This is a genomic window from Pseudomonas moraviensis subsp. stanleyae, from assembly GCF_036283065.1.
In the GTDB taxonomy this organism is placed as follows: domain Bacteria; phylum Pseudomonadota; class Gammaproteobacteria; order Pseudomonadales; family Pseudomonadaceae; genus Aquipseudomonas; species Aquipseudomonas stanleyae.
On record NZ_JAADJI010000022.1, the window covers coordinates 1 to 18,083 of the forward strand.

At 59.8% G+C, this 18,083-nt stretch carries 12 protein-coding genes and 1 rRNA gene; 4 read left to right on the plus strand and 9 right to left on the minus strand.

Translation table 11 applies throughout. From position 1 onward, the window contains the following. Nucleotides 1-59: 59 nt before the first annotated feature. Nucleotides 60-175: ribosomal RNA gene (gene rrf / locus GXB78_RS27795) — 5S ribosomal RNA — on the plus strand. Nucleotides 176-241: 66 nt separating this feature from the next. Here rrf and GXB78_RS27800 read toward each other — a convergent pair. The 4 genes from GXB78_RS27800 to GXB78_RS27815 all read right to left on the minus strand — a co-directional run bounded on the left by GXB78_RS27800 (nucleotide 242) and on the right by GXB78_RS27815 (nucleotide 5,588). Beyond that, nucleotides 242-1,420, minus strand: a complete 1,179-nt coding sequence (locus GXB78_RS27800) for a PepSY-associated TM helix domain-containing protein (protein ID WP_329517828.1) — start codon at nucleotides 1,418-1,420, stop codon at nucleotides 242-244. A gap of 75 nt (nucleotides 1,421-1,495) precedes the next feature. Beyond that, nucleotides 1,496-4,000, minus strand: coding sequence for a TonB-dependent siderophore receptor (locus GXB78_RS27805; RefSeq protein ID WP_329517829.1), 2,505 nt, complete (start codon nucleotides 3,998-4,000; stop codon nucleotides 1,496-1,498). 86 nt (nucleotides 4,001-4,086) lie between these two features. Further along, nucleotides 4,087-5,088, minus strand: a complete 1,002-nt coding sequence (locus GXB78_RS27810; RefSeq protein WP_329517830.1) for a FecR family protein — start codon at nucleotides 5,086-5,088, stop codon at nucleotides 4,087-4,089. After that, nucleotides 5,088-5,588: a sigma-70 family RNA polymerase sigma factor gene (locus GXB78_RS27815; protein WP_329517831.1), complete on the minus strand. Its 501-nt coding sequence runs from the start codon at nucleotides 5,586-5,588 to the stop codon at nucleotides 5,088-5,090. The genes GXB78_RS27810 and GXB78_RS27815 overlap by 1 nt, the downstream gene beginning before the upstream one ends. Nucleotides 5,589-5,899: 311 nt before the next feature. Here GXB78_RS27815 and GXB78_RS27820 point away from each other — a divergent pair, with 311 nt between their 5' ends. Next, nucleotides 5,900-7,780 carry a methyl-accepting chemotaxis protein gene (locus GXB78_RS27820; protein WP_329517832.1) on the plus strand — a complete coding sequence of 627 codons (1,881 nt, stop codon included), beginning with the start codon at nucleotides 5,900-5,902 and terminating at the stop codon, nucleotides 7,778-7,780. Between the two features lie 131 nt (nucleotides 7,781-7,911). Here GXB78_RS27820 and GXB78_RS27825 read toward each other — a convergent pair whose 3' ends face one another. From GXB78_RS27825 to GXB78_RS27845, 5 genes are all read right to left on the minus strand, one after another. Then, nucleotides 7,912-8,379, minus strand: coding sequence for an SRPBCC family protein (locus GXB78_RS27825; protein ID WP_329517833.1), 468 nt, complete (start codon nucleotides 8,377-8,379; stop codon nucleotides 7,912-7,914). Nucleotides 8,380-8,401: 22 nt separating this feature from the next. Continuing rightward, nucleotides 8,402-11,794: an amino acid adenylation domain-containing protein gene (locus GXB78_RS27830; RefSeq protein ID WP_329517834.1), complete on the minus strand. Its 3,393-nt coding sequence runs from the start codon at nucleotides 11,792-11,794 to the stop codon at nucleotides 8,402-8,404. Between the two features lie 10 nt (nucleotides 11,795-11,804). Next, on the minus strand, nucleotides 11,805-12,734 hold the full coding sequence (locus tag GXB78_RS27835) for a diiron oxygenase (protein ID WP_329517835.1): 930 nt from the start codon (nucleotides 12,732-12,734) through the stop codon (nucleotides 11,805-11,807). Next, on the minus strand, nucleotides 12,731-13,507 hold the full coding sequence (locus GXB78_RS27840) for a DUF3050 domain-containing protein (RefSeq protein ID WP_329517836.1): 777 nt from the start codon (nucleotides 13,505-13,507) through the stop codon (nucleotides 12,731-12,733). The genes GXB78_RS27835 and GXB78_RS27840 overlap by 4 nt, the downstream gene beginning before the upstream one ends. Before the next feature lie 694 nt (nucleotides 13,508-14,201). Beyond that, nucleotides 14,202-14,912, minus strand: coding sequence for a GntR family transcriptional regulator (locus GXB78_RS27845; RefSeq protein ID WP_329517837.1), 711 nt, complete (start codon nucleotides 14,910-14,912; stop codon nucleotides 14,202-14,204). Nucleotides 14,913-15,108: 196 nt separating this feature from the next. On the opposite strand from GXB78_RS27845, the gene lapG reads away from it, so the two are divergent. Continuing rightward, a complete protein-coding gene (gene lapG, locus GXB78_RS27850; protein WP_329517838.1) occupies nucleotides 15,109-15,801 on the plus strand; it encodes a cysteine protease LapG in 693 nt (230 codons plus the stop codon). 14 nt (nucleotides 15,802-15,815) lie between these two features. Beyond that, nucleotides 15,816-17,762, plus strand: coding sequence for a cyclic di-GMP receptor LapD (lapD, locus tag GXB78_RS27855; protein WP_329517839.1), 1,947 nt, complete (start codon nucleotides 15,816-15,818; stop codon nucleotides 17,760-17,762). Nucleotides 17,763-18,083: the final 321 nt, after the last annotated feature.

Genomic DNA, 18,083 nt, shown 5'->3' on the forward strand with positions numbered 1-18,083 from the left:
AGTAGAAGTTCCTGTTTTTGCTGGCTTGTTACCGTGTTGACGGGCCAGATAAAGAATTTCTTGACGACCATAGAACATTGGAACCACCTGATCCCATCCCGAACTCAGAAGTGAAACGATGTATCGCCGATGGTAGTGTGGGGTTTCCCCATGTGAGAGTAGGTCATCGTCAAGATTGAATTCCGAAACCCCTGTCTGCTGACGCAGACAGGGGTTTTGTCATTTAAGCGTGGGAAAAAGATCAGGCCGCTCTGCGGGTCTTGCTGCTGCGTCTTGCTAGCCACTTGCGCCACCAGATATAAACGCCCGTCCCCGACAGTCCAGCAATCAATACACCTAACACCGCGATCATTACCTGTCCTGTCACCCCGAAGATCCGCCCGCCATGTATCGGTAACTGAAGCCGATAAAACTGCTCCCCCAACGTGCCCTGTCCCGCGATTTCCTGTCCTAACAAACGCCCATCGGTACCGTGAAAGAACAACCAGGATTTACCGTGTGCGTCCGTATCGTGCTGTCCAAACCCTGCGCCGTAGAAATTGTACTCAAAGCTGTAATACAACTCGCCGATTGCCGCCGTCAGTCCTAATCGCTTCCCCTCCTGCAATGCCCTTTCGTACGCCTGTTGATAACTTAACTGTGTCGTCCCCAGTTGATCGGCGCGCATTCGCCCTCTGGCTTCATACACGCTCGGCTCGATCGGCGAAAACAACGAGACTGCAGGCTTGAACACCTGGCTCGGCAAATTCATGGCCACGCTGCTGACGGCGATCGGTAAGAGCAGTAGCCACAGCCACAATCCTCCGGCGCGATGCAGGTCGAAGTTCAAGCGGTAGGCATGCCCGCCCTTCACCTTCCACGCAGTAGCCCACTTCTTCCAGAAGGGCTTGCCACGCGGCAATGTCAGCCACAATGCGACAAAACAGTCGATCACCCACGCGATGGCCACTACACCCATCAAGAGCAATCCCCAGTTACCCGGCAATGTCAGGTTGTAGTGAAACTCCAGGATGAACGGAATGAAGTTCTCCCGCTGGAAACAACACTCACCCCAGTAACGCGTGCCTGTCTGCTCTGCGCTGACCGGGTCCAGATAAAACACTTGATTGCGTTCATCGAACGGTTTGCCTGTCGCTGGGTCATTACGCGGAACGGCCGCCAGCAGGGCGGTATGCCCCGCCTCCTGCGGATACTCCATGTACCAGACCTGCAGTTTTGGATGTGCAGTCTGCACCGCATCCACCAACGCGCCCGGCGGCAAGCGCTCACCCGCTGACGTTGCCTCATAGAATTGTGGGTTCAGCCACTCATCCAGTTCATGATTGAACGCCAGCAAACTGCCGGTCAGCCCGGCCAACAGCAAAAACAACGCTGTCGCCAAACCAATGTAACGATGCAACAAAACCAGAAACGCACGCATGTCAGACACCCCGAAGAAACGACAAAGCCAGCCCCTGATATCAGGGGCTGGCTTTTTTATGCACAGGACAACGCTTTAGAACTGATAGCTGACGGTCGCCGCTACGTTGCGTTCTTCGCCCATGTAGCAGAAGTTCAGACTGGCGCAGGATGCGACGTAGGATTCGTTGGTCAGGTTGTTCGCGTTAAGCCGTACATCCACGCCTTTCAAGCCGACCTTGCCCAGGTCATAACCTATCGACGCGTCGAACAACGTATAAGAGGGCACCTTCATGGTGTTCTCGGCATCGGCCCAGCTGTAGCCGACGTAGCGCACACCACCACCCAGGCGCAGACCATCAAGTGCGGCACTGTCGAATCTGTAGTCAGCCCACAGCGAGGCCATGTGTCGCGGCGCTTGAGTCGGTGAGTTGCCCTTGTTCTCGATTACGTCGGTCGGTGTACTCAAAGTGCTGATCATCGATTTGGAATACTCGATGTCAGTGAAGGTGTAACTGCCGAGTACTTTCAAGTTGTCGGTCAGTTGCATGTGCGCCTCCAGCTCCAGACCTTGCGAGCGCACAGCGCCGACCGCGCGGTAGAAGTTCTCCTGGGGCAGTTTGGTCGCGAGGTTTTCCTGATCGATGCGGAACAGCGAGGCGGTGAACAAGTTGTCGGTGCCCGGTGGCTGATATTTCAATCCGACTTCCCACTGCGTGCCATCGGTGGGGGCCAGTGGATTGCCGGCGCTGTCGGCATAGGAGTTCGGGTTGAACGACTCGGAGTAGCTGATGTAGGGCGCCAGACCGTTATCGAACAGGTATAACGCGCCGGCGCGGCCAGTGAGTTTCGTGCGTCGATCATTGATCTCTGTACCAACAGGACGCCCCGCTTCGGCAATGCGGTTTTCATCGGATGTCTCTACCCAATCCTGACGCAGGCCCAGCGAGAAGCGCCATTTGTCCATCTCGATCAGGTCTTGCAGGTATACGCCGGTCTGTTCGAGGCGACGCAGATAGCTGGTCTCACCGTACATCTCGATCGCCGAATTGCCGTACACCGGATTGAACGCGTTGATCGGTGCCAGCCCACCGCTAGTCCAGTCGACCACCGTTTTACGCCGCTGATAATCCGCGCCCATCAGCACCGTATGCTTGGTCGCGCCGGTGAAGAATTCGGCCTGCAGCATGTTGTCGACGATAAACGCATGCAGGCGCTCATCACCACCGGTGTAATAGCGGTTCAGTTCATTGCTGGTCGGGGTGGTCCAGCCATAGGCGTAGACCTGATCCATATTCACTTTGGAATCGAGATAACGGAAGTTCTGCCGCGCCGTGAAAACGTCGTTAAAGCGATGTTCGAACTGGTAGCCGAACGATTGCTGGTCGCGCGAATAACCATCGATCCCCGGCTCGCCCTCGAAGAAACGCGGCGAAATGCGCTCGCCATTGCGCTGATGGATCGTGCCGTCCGCTGGAACGCCGCCGTGGTAGCCACCGTCCGGATCGTGTTGCAGATAGGCTTGCAGAGTCAGCGAGGTGTCTTCGCTGAAATCGATGCTCAGCGTCGGCGCAAGGGCGAAGCGTTTTTCCTTGTTGTGGTCGAATTGCGTGTCGGACTGATCGCTCAATCCGGTCAGGCGATAGGCAATGCGCTTGTCGTCATCGACCGGGCCACTGAAGTCAAAACCAACCCCACGCTGACCTTGAGTCCCCACTGTGGCCTGTACCTGATGATAAGCCTCGTACAACGGCTTTTTACTGGTGAGTGCAACCAGACCGCCAGGCGAGCTGCGACCGTACAGCACGGATGACGGGCCTTTGAGAATGTCCACGCGTTCGAGGAAATACGGATCGACCTGCATGGTGCTGTAGGTGCCGCTGTCGCCCATCGACTTGAGGCCGTCGAGGTAGATGTTGTCCACCGAGCCGTCGTTGAAACCGCGCATCGCCACGTAGTCATACCGATGCGTGGCGCCGTACGGATTGGTCAGCACGCCCGGGGTGTAGCGCATCGCTTGCGAGACGGTTTGCGAGCCCTGGTCATCCATTTGCTCGCGCGTGACCACGGACACGCTTTGCGAGGTTTCCAGCAATGCGGTACTGGTCTTGGTGGCGATCTGGCTGTGCGTGGCGTTGTAGCCGGCCATGCTGCCCAGCGCATTGCCGAGGGCAAAACCTTTGATATCAGTAGTCGGCAAGGCCAGGGCTTCGCTCTCAGGCAGCGGGCGCAGGATGTAGCTGCTGCCGTCCTGGCTGACTGCTTCCAGTCCCGAGCCGCCGAGCAAATGGCTCAAGGCCTGGTCGGTCGAGTATTCACCCTGCACGCCGGGAGATTGCTGACCTTGAGTCTGTTGCGGCGTCATCGACAGGGTGATGCCGGCCTGCCGGGCAAACTGATTCAACGCCTCGCCCAGTGGTCCGGCAGCAATGTTGTAGCGGTGGCTGACCTCAGTGCCGGCGGTGGTGGCGGCCAGACTCAGGCTCGGTAATACGCTGACGCCCAGCGCGGTGGTCAGCAGGGCTGCCCGCACCGCATGGCGCAGCAGTGTCGATTCTGCAGTGAAATTCAGGGGGTTCTTACAAGTAGCGCGGACAGTCATCATGGATTTCCGTAGGCAGTCGCGAGGGCTGAGTTGAAGTGCTTACTGACTAAGCCGGACTGTCTGAGAAAACCCGCCAAAAAATTTCACGCCGCGCGTTCGAGAGTCACCCACCAGCGAGTGCGATAGCGCAGTTGCACCGGCAGCGTCTGCGGCAGGATCGCCAGCAACCTCTCGGTGTCCTCCAGACGGAACACGCCGGACAAGCGCAGGTCAGCAATATCCGCCGAACAATTCAGAAAACCCGGACGATAACGGGCGACTTCGGCAAGAAAATCGCCCAGCCGCATATTGCGCGTGACGATCAAACCATCGAGCCAGGCGCCAGCATCCATTTCCAGCGTCGGCGCCGCGCGCAAACCGCTTTGATCGACCAGGAAGCTCTGCCCGGCCAGCGCTTCGAGCGCATGACCGCCAGCGCGAACCACCACCCGGCCACGGGTAACGCTGAGCCGCGTGCACTGGTCTTCCTGACGCAAAATGAAACGCGCATCGAACGGCTGATAATTCCCGTGGCGATTCTTTACGCGCAGCGGTCGATCGGTTGCCGCGCCTTCGTCAGAGCCGCCGCAGGTAACGATGATCTCGCCGCGGGTCAGTTTGATCAGGCGCTGCTGCGCGGTGTATTCCAGATCCACGGCGCTGGCGGTGTTGAGCTCGATTCGCGTGCCGTCGGGCAATTGGAAACCACGCCGTTCGCCGGTCGCCGTCGCGTAGTCGGCGCTCCATTGCTGCCAGGCGGCGCTGTCCTTGGCCAGCCACGCGGCGGAGCCCATCAGCAGCGCGCCGGACAACAGCTTCAAGGCTTGGCGACGGCCCAGGCCTTGTGCACTGTTTTCCAGGGTATTGAACGCGACCTGCGCACCGGGCACGGCGCGCAGGCTGGAGCTTAATTCGGCTTGCAGCGACTGCACCCGCTGCCAGGCTATTTCATGCTCGTGGTGCTCGGCGCGCCACTGTTCGCATTGGCGAGTCAGGCGGGAATTGCCGTGGTTGTTGCGCAGCCGCAGCAGCCAATGGATCGCTTGCTTAACCACTTGTTGTCGCGGTTCGACGCGGCGACCGAGTGAGAGATTATCCACAGGCATCAGCTTTCGTATCGCAACACGTAACAGTGATACAGCGCATCGGCGACGTAGCGTTCCACTGAGCGTACCGACACGCCCAACTGTTCGGCGATCTGTTTGTGGGTTAAACCTTCGCACTGCGCCAGGAGAAACGCCTGACGCACTTTTGGCTTCAGTCCCTCGAGCATGCGCGCAATGCTTTCCAGCAGTTCCAGCACCAACGCTCGGGATTCCGTGTCGGGTGCTTCGCCTTCGGGCAGATTAGCGATGGTGTCCACATAAGCGCGTTCGATTTCCTCGCGGCGCCAATGATCGATCACCAAACCGCGCGCGATGGTTCGCAGGAACGCCCGGGGCGCTTTCAGTTCGAGGCGTTCGGTGCGTTGCAGCAGGCGCAGGAAAGTGTCCTGAGCCAGATCCGCTGCATCCGCTGCGTTGCCCAGCCGCGCGCGCAGCCAGGCGTTGAGCCAGCCGTGATGACTACCGTAAAGCGCCTGTACGACCAACTCAGGTGAAGACATGACCACGCCAGCCCGAACGTCACAAATGATAATTAGTCGCATTGTCATCAAGGGTTACAGATTTTGCAACTGTCGCCCTGATGAGGTTGAGAAAAATTTCATCTCAGCCGCTCTGGCGCGCCGTTCGGCGGGAATCCGAGACAAATTCCGTCCATTTCTTACTCGACCCTAAGCTTTATCCATCATTGGCCGACAGACTGGTGAGAAATGCGTGCACCAAAGTAGAGCGGCCCGAAGAACGCTGCCTGCCCTGTACATGGAATGTTGCATCCGGAACGCATACCCACTTTTGGCATAAGAAGTCCTCTGAAATGAATCTCAAGTTCAGCCATAAAATCCTCCTGGCCGCTTCGGGCGTCGTCGTCCTGGCGTTCGCCTTGTTCACGCTCTACAACGATTACTTGCAGCGAAACACCATTCGCCAGAACTTGCAGTCCTCGGTGCAGCAGGCCGGGGATCTGACCGCCAGCAGCGTGCAGAACTGGATGAGCGGGCGCATTCTGGTGCTGGAAAACCTCGCGCAGAACGTTGCTCATCAAGGCAAGAATGCCGACTTCCCGGGCCTCGTCGATCAGCCGGCCTTCACGTCGAACTTCCAGTTCACCTACGTCGGGCAAGCCAGCGGTGTCTTCACCCAGCGTCCCGATGCGAAGATGCCGGATGGTTACGATCCGCGTCAGCGCCCTTGGTACAAGCAGGCAGTGGTAGCTGACAAAACCATGCTGACTCCGCCATACATGGCGGCAGTCGGCGGCCTGGTGGTAACCATCGCCATGCCGGTGAAGAAGGACGGCGAATTGCTCGGTGTGGTCGGCGGTGACCTGAGTCTGGAAACGCTGGTGAAGATCATCAACTCGGTGGACTTCGGTGGCCTCGGCCATGCGTTTCTCGTCAGCGGTGACGGTCAGGTGATCGTCAGCCCGGACAAAGATCAGGTGATGAAAAACCTTAAGGACGTCTACCCGAACGCCAACGTGCGCATCGAGAAGGGCAACCAGAACGTGGTGCTCAACGGCCAGGAACGCATTCTCTCGTTCACTCCGGTCAGCGATCTGCCGAATGCGCAGTGGTACATCGGTCTGTCGATCGATCGCGACAAGGCCTACGCCGCACTCAGTCAATTCCGCACCTCGGCGCTGATCGCCATGTTTGTTGCGGTCGCGGCGATTGCGTTGCTGCTGAGCCTGTTGATCAACGTGTTGATGCGTCCGCTCACCACGATGGGTCGTGCGATGAAAGACATTGCGCAGGGCGAGGGCGATCTGACCCGCCGTCTGGTGGTTGAGAGCAAAGACGAATTCGGTGAGCTGGGCAGCGCGTTCAACCAGTTCGTTGAGCGGATTCACGCATCGATTTCCGAAGTGTCTTCCGCCACCCGCCATGTCCATGATCTGTCGCAACGGGTGATGGCTTCGTCCAACGCTTCGATCATCGGTTCCGACGAGCAAAGTGCGCGCACCAACAGCGTTGCCGCCGCGATCAACGAATTGGGCGCGGCTACTCAGGAAATCGCCCGCAACGCAGCCGATGCTTCGCAGCACGCCAGCGGCGCTTCCGAGCAGGCTGACGATGGGCGTCAGGTGGTCGAGCAGACGATTCAGGCGATGACCGAGTTGTCGCAAAAGATCAGCCTGTCGTGCACGCAGATCGAAACCTTGAACGCCAGCACCGACAACATCGGCCACATTCTCGATGTGATCAAAGGGATCTCGCAGCAGACCAACCTGCTGGCACTCAACGCGGCCATCGAAGCCGCGCGTGCCGGTGAAGCCGGACGCGGTTTTGCCGTGGTCGCCGACGAGGTGCGCAACCTTGCGCATCGCACCCAGGAATCGGCGGAAGAGATCCACAAGATGATCACCTCGCTGCAGGTCGGTTCGCGCGAAGCAGTGACCACGATGAATGCCAGCCAGGCGTCCAGCGAACAGAGCGTGGAAGTGGCGAATCAGGCCGGTTTGCGCCTGGTCAGCGTGACCCAGCGCATCGGCGAAATCGACGGTATGAACCAATCGGTTGCAGCTGCCACAGAAGAACAAACGGCGGTGGTGGAAACGCTGAACGTCGACGTCAACCAGATCAACCTGTTGAACCAGCAGAGCGTGGCTAACCTCAACGAAACATTGAAGGATTGTGATGCGTTGTCGCAGCAGGCGAACCGGTTGAAGCAGTTGGTCGACAGCTTCAAGATCTGACCGAGTTATCGTTCTTCGCGAGCAGGCTCGCTCCCACAGGGTGACCGCATTCCTATAGAAGGAATGCAATCGAAATGTGGGAGCGAGCCTGCTCGCGAAAGCGGTGTGACATCCACCGCAAATCCGAAGCCTTAAACAAACAGCTTCAAGACATTGCCCATCGCATCATCGGCAAACCCCTGCACAAAATCCTTGAATCCTGGCAACGCTTCATCCCCACCCGACGCGGGTTCGGCAATGATCGTCCAGGTCGCTCGCGACGTTCCTTCGGTCAGCGACTCCACCTGCATCGCCGCCCACAGATTCGCTACCCCCAACGTGTTGTAAATCGTCGTCCAGGTCATGCGTCGCGCCTGCTCATCGCGGGAGTTGAGTTGTTCGACCACGATGTTGCCGTCCTTGAAGATTTTCTTGCGCAGCGAAGACACGCCTTCGCCGGTCATGTCGGTGTGCGACAGCGCCGGAATGAATCGATCGAAGCCGGCGAAATCGCCCACTACGGCCCAGACCTGCGCCGCGTCCGCCGGCACTTGCACCGACGACACAACGTGGCAGCCTTGCGGGTTTCTGATCAGGGTGTCGGGTTGCAGATTGCTCATGGTGTTGCTCCTTTTGGATGAGTCAGATGAAGTTGATTTCTTTCAGGTAATCGCAACCGCGACGCAGCAGCGCCGGCGATTTCTGCGGGTAGTGCGTGCCCATCTGCTGCACGCCGGCCTTGGCGTTGGCATGACCGATCAGGGAGATGTCGCCGATGTCTTCTTCGAAGCCGTTGAGGTAGAAACCGAGCACGCCGAACAGCGCGTTGTCGGCGTCGACCCGGTTCAGTTGCTGCTGCCAGTCGGCAACGCTGACCAGGGAAAACTCGCTACCGGTTTCGCGGAACGAAGCGACATAGGCATCCCAGCTCAGTGGCTCGGGGTTGTGCAGGTTGAACACCGCGCGCTCCGCTGAATAACGGCTGGCATGGAAGGCGATGAAGCGGGCGAGAAAATCCACCGGCATCAGGTCGAAATTCAGCGCGAAGGCCGGCACCTGACCGAGCTGGATCGAGCCTTTGAGCATCAGCATCAAGCGGTTCTTGTGCGGCTGACAAACGCCGCTGAGGCTGTTGAAACTGATGTTGCCGGGGCGATACAGATTGACCCGCACACCGCGCTCGCGCGCCCGTTCGAGGATGCGTTCGCCGACCCACTTCGACAGGTTGTAGCCGTTGCGAATGTAGATCGGCGGCGTCGCGGCGGCGGGCAACTCAAGCACTCGACCGGCGTCATCCACGGTGCTGGAGGCCGACAGGGTCGAGACAAAATTGAAGACCTTTTTGCTCCGCCCTTCGCACAGCTTCAGCAAGGCAAAGATCGGCTCGACGTTGTCCGCCGCCAGCGACTCGTAATCGAGTACGTGGTTGACGTTGGCGGCGTTGTGCACCAGCGCGCCGAACTCGCGGTCCAGGCGCTGATAATCGTCATCGCCCAGGCCCAGTTGCAGGCGACTGATATCCGCCGCGTAGACTCGCACACGGCTGAGGTCGAGATGCTCCAGACGGTTTTCGTGAATTGCCTGGGCGAAACGTTGCGCTGCCGTTTGCCCGCCGCCATCGCGCACCAGACAGGCCACCTCGCTGGCGCCCCAACCGAGCAGCGCTTCTACGATGTGCACGCCGACGAAACTGTTGGCACCGGTGACGATGACCTTGTGCACATCGCCCATGCGGCTGATCGGCAGCGGTTCGATATCCAGCGCGCGCTCGGCGTCGGCCATGGCCTGGGCGCTGAGTACCGCGCTGTCGTCGGTACCGCGCACCAGCGTCGCCAGTTTGCTGATGGTCGGTTGTTCGATGAAGCGGTTGATCGAAATGCTCCGACCGAACTCCTCGCGCAGGCGCAGCAACATTCGCGACAGCAGAATCGAATGGCCGCCGAGATTGAAGAAGCTTTCGTCGGTGGAAATGTCGCTGCCCGGCAATTCCAGCAGCTCGGCCCAGATCTCCAGCAGCAGCACTTCGTCGGCATTCGCCGGCAGGCATTTCGCAGCGCTGTCCTGAACGCTCACCGGCAATCCCAACAGCGCCCTGCGATCGACCTTACCGTTGCTGGCGAAGGGCATCTGCGGCAGTTCGGTCCATGCCACGGGTTGCATGTAGTCCGGCAGAAACTGCCGGGCGTGGGCTTTCAGTTCGTCTCGGGCAGTCTCGGTCTGTGGCTGGGCGAGGAACGCCAGAATGCGCCGCTGACTGTCGATGACCACGGCGATCTGCCGATACAAGCGGCTCTCGCGCAGGCAGCGTTCGATTTCTTCCGGTTCGACGCGAAAGCCGCGGATTTTCACCTGATTGTCGCGCCGCCCGCACAGCTCGATACCGTGCTCGCCCCACTTGGCCATGTCGCCGCTGCGGTAGGCGCGCAAGGTCTCGCCGCCGGGCAGTGACAGGGTCAGATAGCGCTCGGCGGTCTGCTGCGGGTTGTTCAGGTAACCGAGGCAGACACCCGGGCCGACAATGAACAGTTCACCGACGGTTTGATTGGGCACCGGTTGCAGATCGTCGTCGAGAATCAGCACCCGACTGTTGGCGATCGGCCCTCCCAGCGTGCGGTTGCTGTCCCCAGGTTTGAGCTGGCGCGCGGTGATCAGCACGGTGGCTTCGGTCGGGCCGTAGAGGTTGTGCAGGATGCCCTGGCGGGTCAGTTGCTCGATGACGAACGGCTCGCAGACATCACCGCCGGTCATCACCTGCACACCCTCCAGTTGCTGCAGCGGCAGAATGCTCAACAGCGCCGGCGGCAGGAAGGCGTGGGTCAGTTGCCGACGGCGGATCAGCGCAACCAGTTGCAAAGGATCGCGACGCTGGGTGTCGTCCGGCACCACCAGCTCCGCGCCGACGAGCAGGCTCGGAAAGATGTCGATCAGCGACGAATCAAAGCTCAGCGACGAGAACTGCAATACCCGACTCTCGGCGCGCATTCGCACATGGTCGGCGTACCACGCAGTGAAGTGAGCGAGATTGGCCTGGCTGAGCAGCACGCCTTTCGGATGCCCGGTGGTGCCCGAGGTGTAGAGCGCCATGCACGGCGCATCGAGCTCGGGCGGGTGCAGCATCAGCGGCCGATCGAGATCGGCGTCCGTCGCCGCGATGCCACTGACATCCAGCCCCGCTATCGATTCGCTGAGTGCCTGTTGTCCGTCGTGAAGCAACAGCACCGCGCCGGCGTTGTGCAGGATGTACTGCTGACGCTGCAATGGATGGCTCGGCTCCAGCGGCAAATACATCGCGCCGCTGCCGAGAATCGCCAGGATCGAAGCGAACAACGCCGGGTTCTTGCCTTGGCAGACTCCGACCACCCACGGCTGCGGATGTTGCTCGAGCAAGGGCAGCAGTCGCTGTTGAATCGCGCGGCTGTGGGCGTACAACTGGCGATAGCTGATGGTCTGTCCGCCGAGGTACAGCGCCGGCCGTTCGGCATGCCCGATCAGGCTCTGTTGCAGACGCTCGATCAGCGGCACCTGCGCCTGCTCCAGCAGCGCCGGGTTTGCCGTGTCGTTGAGACGGTGAACGTACGCCAGTTTGTCGAGAAACAGCAGATCTTCCAGCCTTTCGAAATCCGGCGCGCTCAGGGCAGGGGCATGGCGAAAATAATCGGCATCGCGGGAAAAACGGCTGACCAGCAACGCCACTTCGTCGACCACATGGACGAGCGCTCGCTGGCGTAAGGACTGACCATTGCCGGACGGCTCATCGCCGATCGGCACACGGCTGATCAGCGACGAGCCGAGGAAGCACAGCAAGTCGAGGGTCGGCAGGCCGCCATGGTCTTGCGCGGCGACACCCAGGCGCAAGTGCAGATGCGGGATCGCGCAGAAATCACCAGCGGCGATAAAGCCATCGTCGATGATCAGATCCATCGCCGCTTGAGTCGCCGCGCTGCGGGTCAGTGCATGGCCGTGTTGTTCGAGTTCCCGGGCCAGGTCGGTCATGGCCTGGCTGGCGCCGGTGAGCAAAATATCGAGACGTTTCATGTCGGCCTCCTCAAACCAGATAGTCGCGCAGGGCGTGTTGCACGCACGGGGTGTCGAGCAGCGAGCTGTTGTGGAAAAACCTGACGATGTTGCCCACCAGCGGGTGGTGGCGGTTGATCGGGAAGGCCAATCCAGCGATTTCCTCGCGCAGTGAGCGCCGGGTGATTTCGCTGACCGGCAGTGCATCGATCAGGCGCAGGTCGAAGGACTTCTGGATGTCATTGGTCAGGTAATGGCCGATGAATACCGGCAGAATCTGCGCGATGGTCTCGCGGTCCGCGTCGCTGGCGGTGTGCCAATAGATGCGCACCATCCGCGCCCAGAAACTCGAGTGGCGACCTTCGTCGAGCAAATGGTCGGCCATCAGGCCTTTGATCGATGGCTTGACCGAGTCATCGCGGGCGAACGCGGCGACGTCGCCGGTCACGGTGTTTTCGGCGATCGCCACGCAAATCAATTCCACCGCGCTGCGCAGGTGCTCCGGTGCCAGTGCCACGGCGGCGGGAATTGCCCGGCTCAGTTCGATTTCGTCAGGCAACTGAATCGGTTCGATACCGGTCAGCGCCACCGTTTGCTGCATGAAATCCATGGCCACCAGCGCGTGGTAATCCTCATCGACCACCACGGTCATCGCGTCGTAGCGACAGGCGAACGGAAACGCCACGGCGAAGCGATTCTTGGCAATGCTGCGGGCGGTCTTGTCGACGATTTCGGTCTCGAAAATCACTACGTCGTTGATGAATTTGTACAACGTCTGCACCAGGGCAAAATCACGTTGCTGCGGGCATTCGCGCAGGAAGGTATCGCTGAGCACCAGCGGCTGGCGGCTGAGCGGGTAGATCAGGCGCTGATCGTCTTCAAGCAGCCGCCGGGGACGGGTGCGGATGGTCGCGCGGCTTTCCCAGGCGTCGGCAAAGGACTGATAGTCGGCGGCGTTCATTGGGCCACCTCGGCAACTTCCGCGCCCATGCTCAAGCGCAACCCGTCCCACAGGGCGATGCGGCTTTCCACGGCGGCGATGGCGCTGGCGTAAACCTCGGCTTCGCGCTGCGGGTCGCCGTCGACCAGACGCTCCAGCAACTGCTCGGCGGCGGGGCCGTGGTCTTCGGAATCCACTTCGATATGCCGCTGCAGGTAGTAACGGAAGGTCGGTGCCTGTTCGATGCCGATGCCCCAGTCATCGAGGATGCGCTGAAACATCGTCGGGATAACGCTCTCGCGACCATGCAGGAACGCGGCGGCGACGCTGTGTCCCGGCGCTTGCAGGGCAATCTGCAAGGTATCGCGGACAAACTGCGCCGCCGCCGGCTCGACATCGACGCTTTGCAACGCAACGTCATAACTCACGCCTTCCTGCTGCAACGCGACGAAACGCTCCACCGCCGTGGTGCTCGCGCCGATTTCGCGCATCGCATCCAGGTACAACTCGAAGTGACTGTAGTGGCCGGCATCGAGGCGATCGTCCGATTCCTCCCCCAGCACAATCTCGTTGATCAACCGCGCCGCGTGGGGATCGCGCGGCGGCACCCAGGGCAAGCGTGTGCAAGTCAGTTCCTGTTGCAGGCGCTTGGTCAGCGACATGAAGTCCCATACGGCAAATACATGGGTTTCCATGAAACGGCGTAATACCGATAACGAAGTAATCTCGGAGAAGATCGGGTGAATACTCAGTTCGGCTTTCTTCAGGGCGAGTTGCTGCTTAGTGGGCATCATGATGTCCTTTATCAGTGATATGAAATGCACGGTTCTTTCAGTTGTGATAACGGTCCAGCAAATTGGATAGAAACTTGTCCGGCGAAGCTTTGATTGCGTTGTGGGTCCGTTGCGGCGCCACGTTTGCTGCGTCTGCTGCGTGAGGTATGCCCTGCTGAACAGCAAAGTTCAAACTCGGCGAGAGAAAGCTAATACAGGGCAAAAGCAATTAACAAGTTTATTTTTAATTATTTTAAGTTGGCTGTTTTTCAAGTATGAAAGCTGCCGATAAAACTTTCAGGGTAAGTTTTATTTGGGCGAAGTTGCTCCTTTCGGCTAATTGGGGCCAAAATTGATAAAAAGAGTGAATGCCTCACTCGAAGCAACTTTTAACTAAGGAGATTGATTGAATTGATGGGGGCGAAAGTTGGCCGGGACCGGCACCATGACTTCCTGTTTCCCGTGACAAGGCTCCTTCCGTAGGTTCCTGTTGCGGAGACTGTGCCGTCAGGGCGGCGTGTCCCCGTTCTATAGGGTTGGCGCTGGAAGAGTGCGGGTAAATTGCCGTCACGGCTATTACCGATTGGTCATTTGCATGGGGCACAAAGTGTCGGCCAAGGCGAGGCGAGCACCCGCGCGCACGCCGATCCGCCGCCAGAGCTGGCAGCAGAGCGGTCGCGGAGATTTGTAAGGGGATTGTTCGAGCTGCGAGATATCAGCGCGCGGTATGGCGTTTCTGTGCGGCGGGGGTCGCGAGGTAGCGGGTGATGACCTCGACGCCACGGTTGAGGTGCTGCTCAAGCAGTTCGAGCGAGCGCGGGATATCTCGCTCGACCACAGCGTGAAGCATGGCGCGGTGGTCGTCCTGAGACAGCTTGCCCAGGCCCATGGCTTCCAGGTTGAAACGCAGGAAACGTTCTTCCTCGTTGAGGCCGTCCTCCACCAGGCGCAGCAGTCGCTGATTGGGCGCCTTGCTGTACAGAGCCATGTGGAACAGACGGTTGAGGCGGCCGATTTCGTTGTATTCGTGTTGCGCTTCCAGTTCTTCGATGTAGCCGGCGGCGAGCTGATGCTCGGCCTCGGTCAGCAAAGGAATCGACTGCCGCAATGCCTCGGATTCGAGGAGAATGCGCAACTCGTAGGTTTCAGCGGCATCGCCCTGGATCAGCGGTGCGACTACGGCGCCTTTGTGCGTGGTGACGCTGAGCAGTTCTTGCGCTTCGAGCTGGCGCAAGGCCTCGCGCACCGGCATACGGCTGACCCCGAACAGATCGGCCAGATCCTGCTGGCGCAGCGCAGTGCCACACGGCAGGCGGCCATCGAGGATGGCTGAGCGCAGGGTTTCTTCAATTACCGACCGGGCCAGATGCGCAGGAATCGGTCCTTCGACTTTAATGCTGTGCAGCGGTTTGGGCTTCTGAGTCACGACAACACACCCTGTAGGTCGTAATATTTGGATCCAAATGACACTAGTGATTGCTCTACAGGTTGTCAAACCTTGTAAAACAAAGCGCTGCAATCTGAAGTCTAGCGCGTCTTCGATGATCTCACGGTGCCATTGTTTTTTGCCGGGCTAAGCTTCACCATCAAACGCTTCCTTTCTGTCCTTCTGGAAACCTGCTGTGGCGGTACGTTTCGCGATCCCTCGGACCTTGCGCTGGCTTGGCTGCGCATTGCTGCTGGCCGGCGTCATGCTGGGCGGCCTGCACGCCGATTGGGATTTTTCCGCGATCAGCCGCAAGGCCACCTCCCTTTACGGCCCGCTGGGCGCCGGGCAGCAGCGCATCGATGCCTGGCAGAATCTGTTGGCCACGCAGAAGCAGGCCAGCGAAATGGACAAGCTCAAGGTGGTGAACCTGTTTTTCAACAAGCAGGTGCGCTATGTCGAAGACATCGATCTGTGGCGCGAAGTGGATTATTGGGAAACCCCGATCGAAGCGCTGTGGAAGGGCGCCGGCGACTGCGAGGACTACGCGATCGCCAAATATTTCAGCCTGCGCCATCTCGGGGTTTCCAGTGACAAGCTGCGCATCACCTACGTCAAGGCGCTGCGGCAGAACCGCGCGCACATGGTGTTGACGTACTATGCGACCCCCGATGCCATGCCGCTGGTGCTCGACAGCCTGATCGATCCGATCCAGCCGGCGTCGCAGCGGACCGATTTGCTGCCGGTCTATTCTTTCAATGCCGAAGGCCTGTATTTGCCGGGCGCCAAGGGCACTAAAAAGGTCGGCGACACCAAACGCCTGTCGCGCTGGCAGGATGTGCTGAAAAAAATGCAGGCCGAAGGTTTTCCGGTCGAGACGACTAACTAGGAGCACGCGCTCAGATGTCTTTGTTCAAACAGCTGTTGATCGCTATCTGTCTGTTCCTGGTCGTGGCCTTCACCGGCAGCTTCATGGTCAGCCTGGAGAGCTCGCGCACCCAGTACGTCAATCAGTTGCGCTCCCACGCGCAAGACGCCGCGACGGCGCTGGCGTTGTCGCTGACGCCGAATATCGACGACCCGGCGATGGTCGAGCTGCTGGTCAGCTCGATTTTCGACAGTGGTTATTACGCGAGCATCCGCGTGGTCGACGTGAAGACCGAGCAGACCATCGTCGAGCGCACTGGCACTCCGGCGGTGAGCAACGTGCCGGACTGGTTCGTCAAACTGATCGGTCTCGAACCGGCCGGTGGCGATGCGCTGGTCAGCCGCGGCTGGGAGCAGGCAGCGCGGGTCGAGGTGGTCAGCCATCCGATGTTCGCCGTGGCCAAGCTGTGGCAGAGCGCACTGGGCAGCCTTGGGTGGTTGCTGATCTGCGGCGCATTGAGCGCGGTGCTTGGTGCGCTGTTGCTGCGTCGGCAGTTGAAGCCGCTTGATTACATGGTCCAGCAGTCCCATGCCATCGCCCGCCGCGAGTTTCTCAGCCTGCCGGATCTGCCGCGTACGCCTGAATTGCGCCGCGTTGTGCAGGCGATGAATCAGATGGTCGAGAAGCTCAAGACGCTGTTTCAGGAGCAGGCCGAGCGCAGCGAAAAACTGCGCACCGAGTCCTATCAGGACAACCTCACAGGCCTGGCCAACCGCCGCTATTTCGAGATGCAACTGAACAACCGCGTGAGCAACCCGGAGCAGGCCAGTTCCGGTTATCTGCTGCTGTTGCGGGTCAAGGATCTGGCCGGGCTCAACCAGCGTCTCGGCGGCCAGCGCACCGACCAGCTGCTCAAGGCTGTCGGTGAGCAACTGTCCCGAGAGTGCGCCCGATACCCGCAGACCCAGGATCTGGTAACGCGCATCCGCGGCGGTGAATTCGCCGTGCTGGCGCCAGGGCTGGTACGCGAAGAAGCGTTGCAGCTGGCGCAGAATCTCGACAATGCCTTGGGCAGCCTGCATGCCACCGGCGCGACCGATGTGCCGGCGGTGGCGTCGATCGGGCTGGCGCCGTTCGCTCACGGTGATTCGCCGCAAGCGGTGTTGACCCTGGGTGATCAGGCGTTGGCGCAGGCCGAAGGCCAGGGCGAGCAGAATTGGGCGTGCATCGACCAGAGTCTGGTGGCGGAGGTCGGCGACGATCATCACGCCTGGCATCGACTGCTGGATCAGGCCTTGAGTCAGCAGCGTTTCGAGTTGTACTTCCAGCCGGTGGTCGCCGCGCAGGACACGCAACTGGTGCTGCATTACAAAGTGCTGTCGCGCTTGCTCGACGAGCAGGGCCAGACCATTCCCGCCGGGCGCTTCCTGCCATGGCTGGAGCGCTTCGGCTGGACCGCACGGCTCGATCGGCTGATGCTCGAACGCGTGCTCGAGCAGATGAAGGCGCACGAAGATTCGCTGGCGCTGAACCTGTCTTCGGCGACGCTGGCCGATCCGCAGGCGTTGAACAAAGTCTTCGAGATTCTGCGCGCACACTCCAACCTCGGCGCGCGTCTGACTCTGGAAATCGGTGAGGAGCAATTGCCTGAACAGGCGGTGCTGGAGCAGTTGACCCGACGCCTGCGCGAGCTGGGTTTCTCGCTGAGCCTGCAACGTTTCGGCGGACGCTTCAGCATGATCGGCAACCTGGCGCGGCTGGGCCTGGCGTACTTGAAGATCGATGGCAGCTACATTAGGGCGATCGATCAGGAGAGCGACAAGCGTCTGTTCATCGAAGCGATCCAGCGCGCGGCGCACAGCATTGATCTGCCGCTGATTGCCGAACGCGTCGAGACCGAAGGGGAGTTGTCGGTGATTCGCGAGATGGGCCTGTATGGCGTGCAGGGGCAGTTGCTCGGTGAGCCGAAGCCCTGGCGGTGAGCCAGGAAGCGCCCTCACCCTAACCCTCTCCGAGAGGGAGAGGGGACTGACCGGGGAATATTCGAGAAATACACCGACGTGAGCGATTCGTTTTGAATCCATAATCGACCCGGTTTTTCAGGTCGATGCAAGGCGCCAGACACCTCGGTCGGCCCCCTCTCCCAGAGGGAACTGACCGGGGGATATTCGAGAAATACACCGACGTGAGCGATTCGTTTTGAATCCATAATCGACCCGGTTTTTCAGGTCGATGCAAGGCGGCAGACACCTCGGTCGGCTCCCTCTCCCAGAGGGGACTGACCGGGGAATATTCGAGAAATA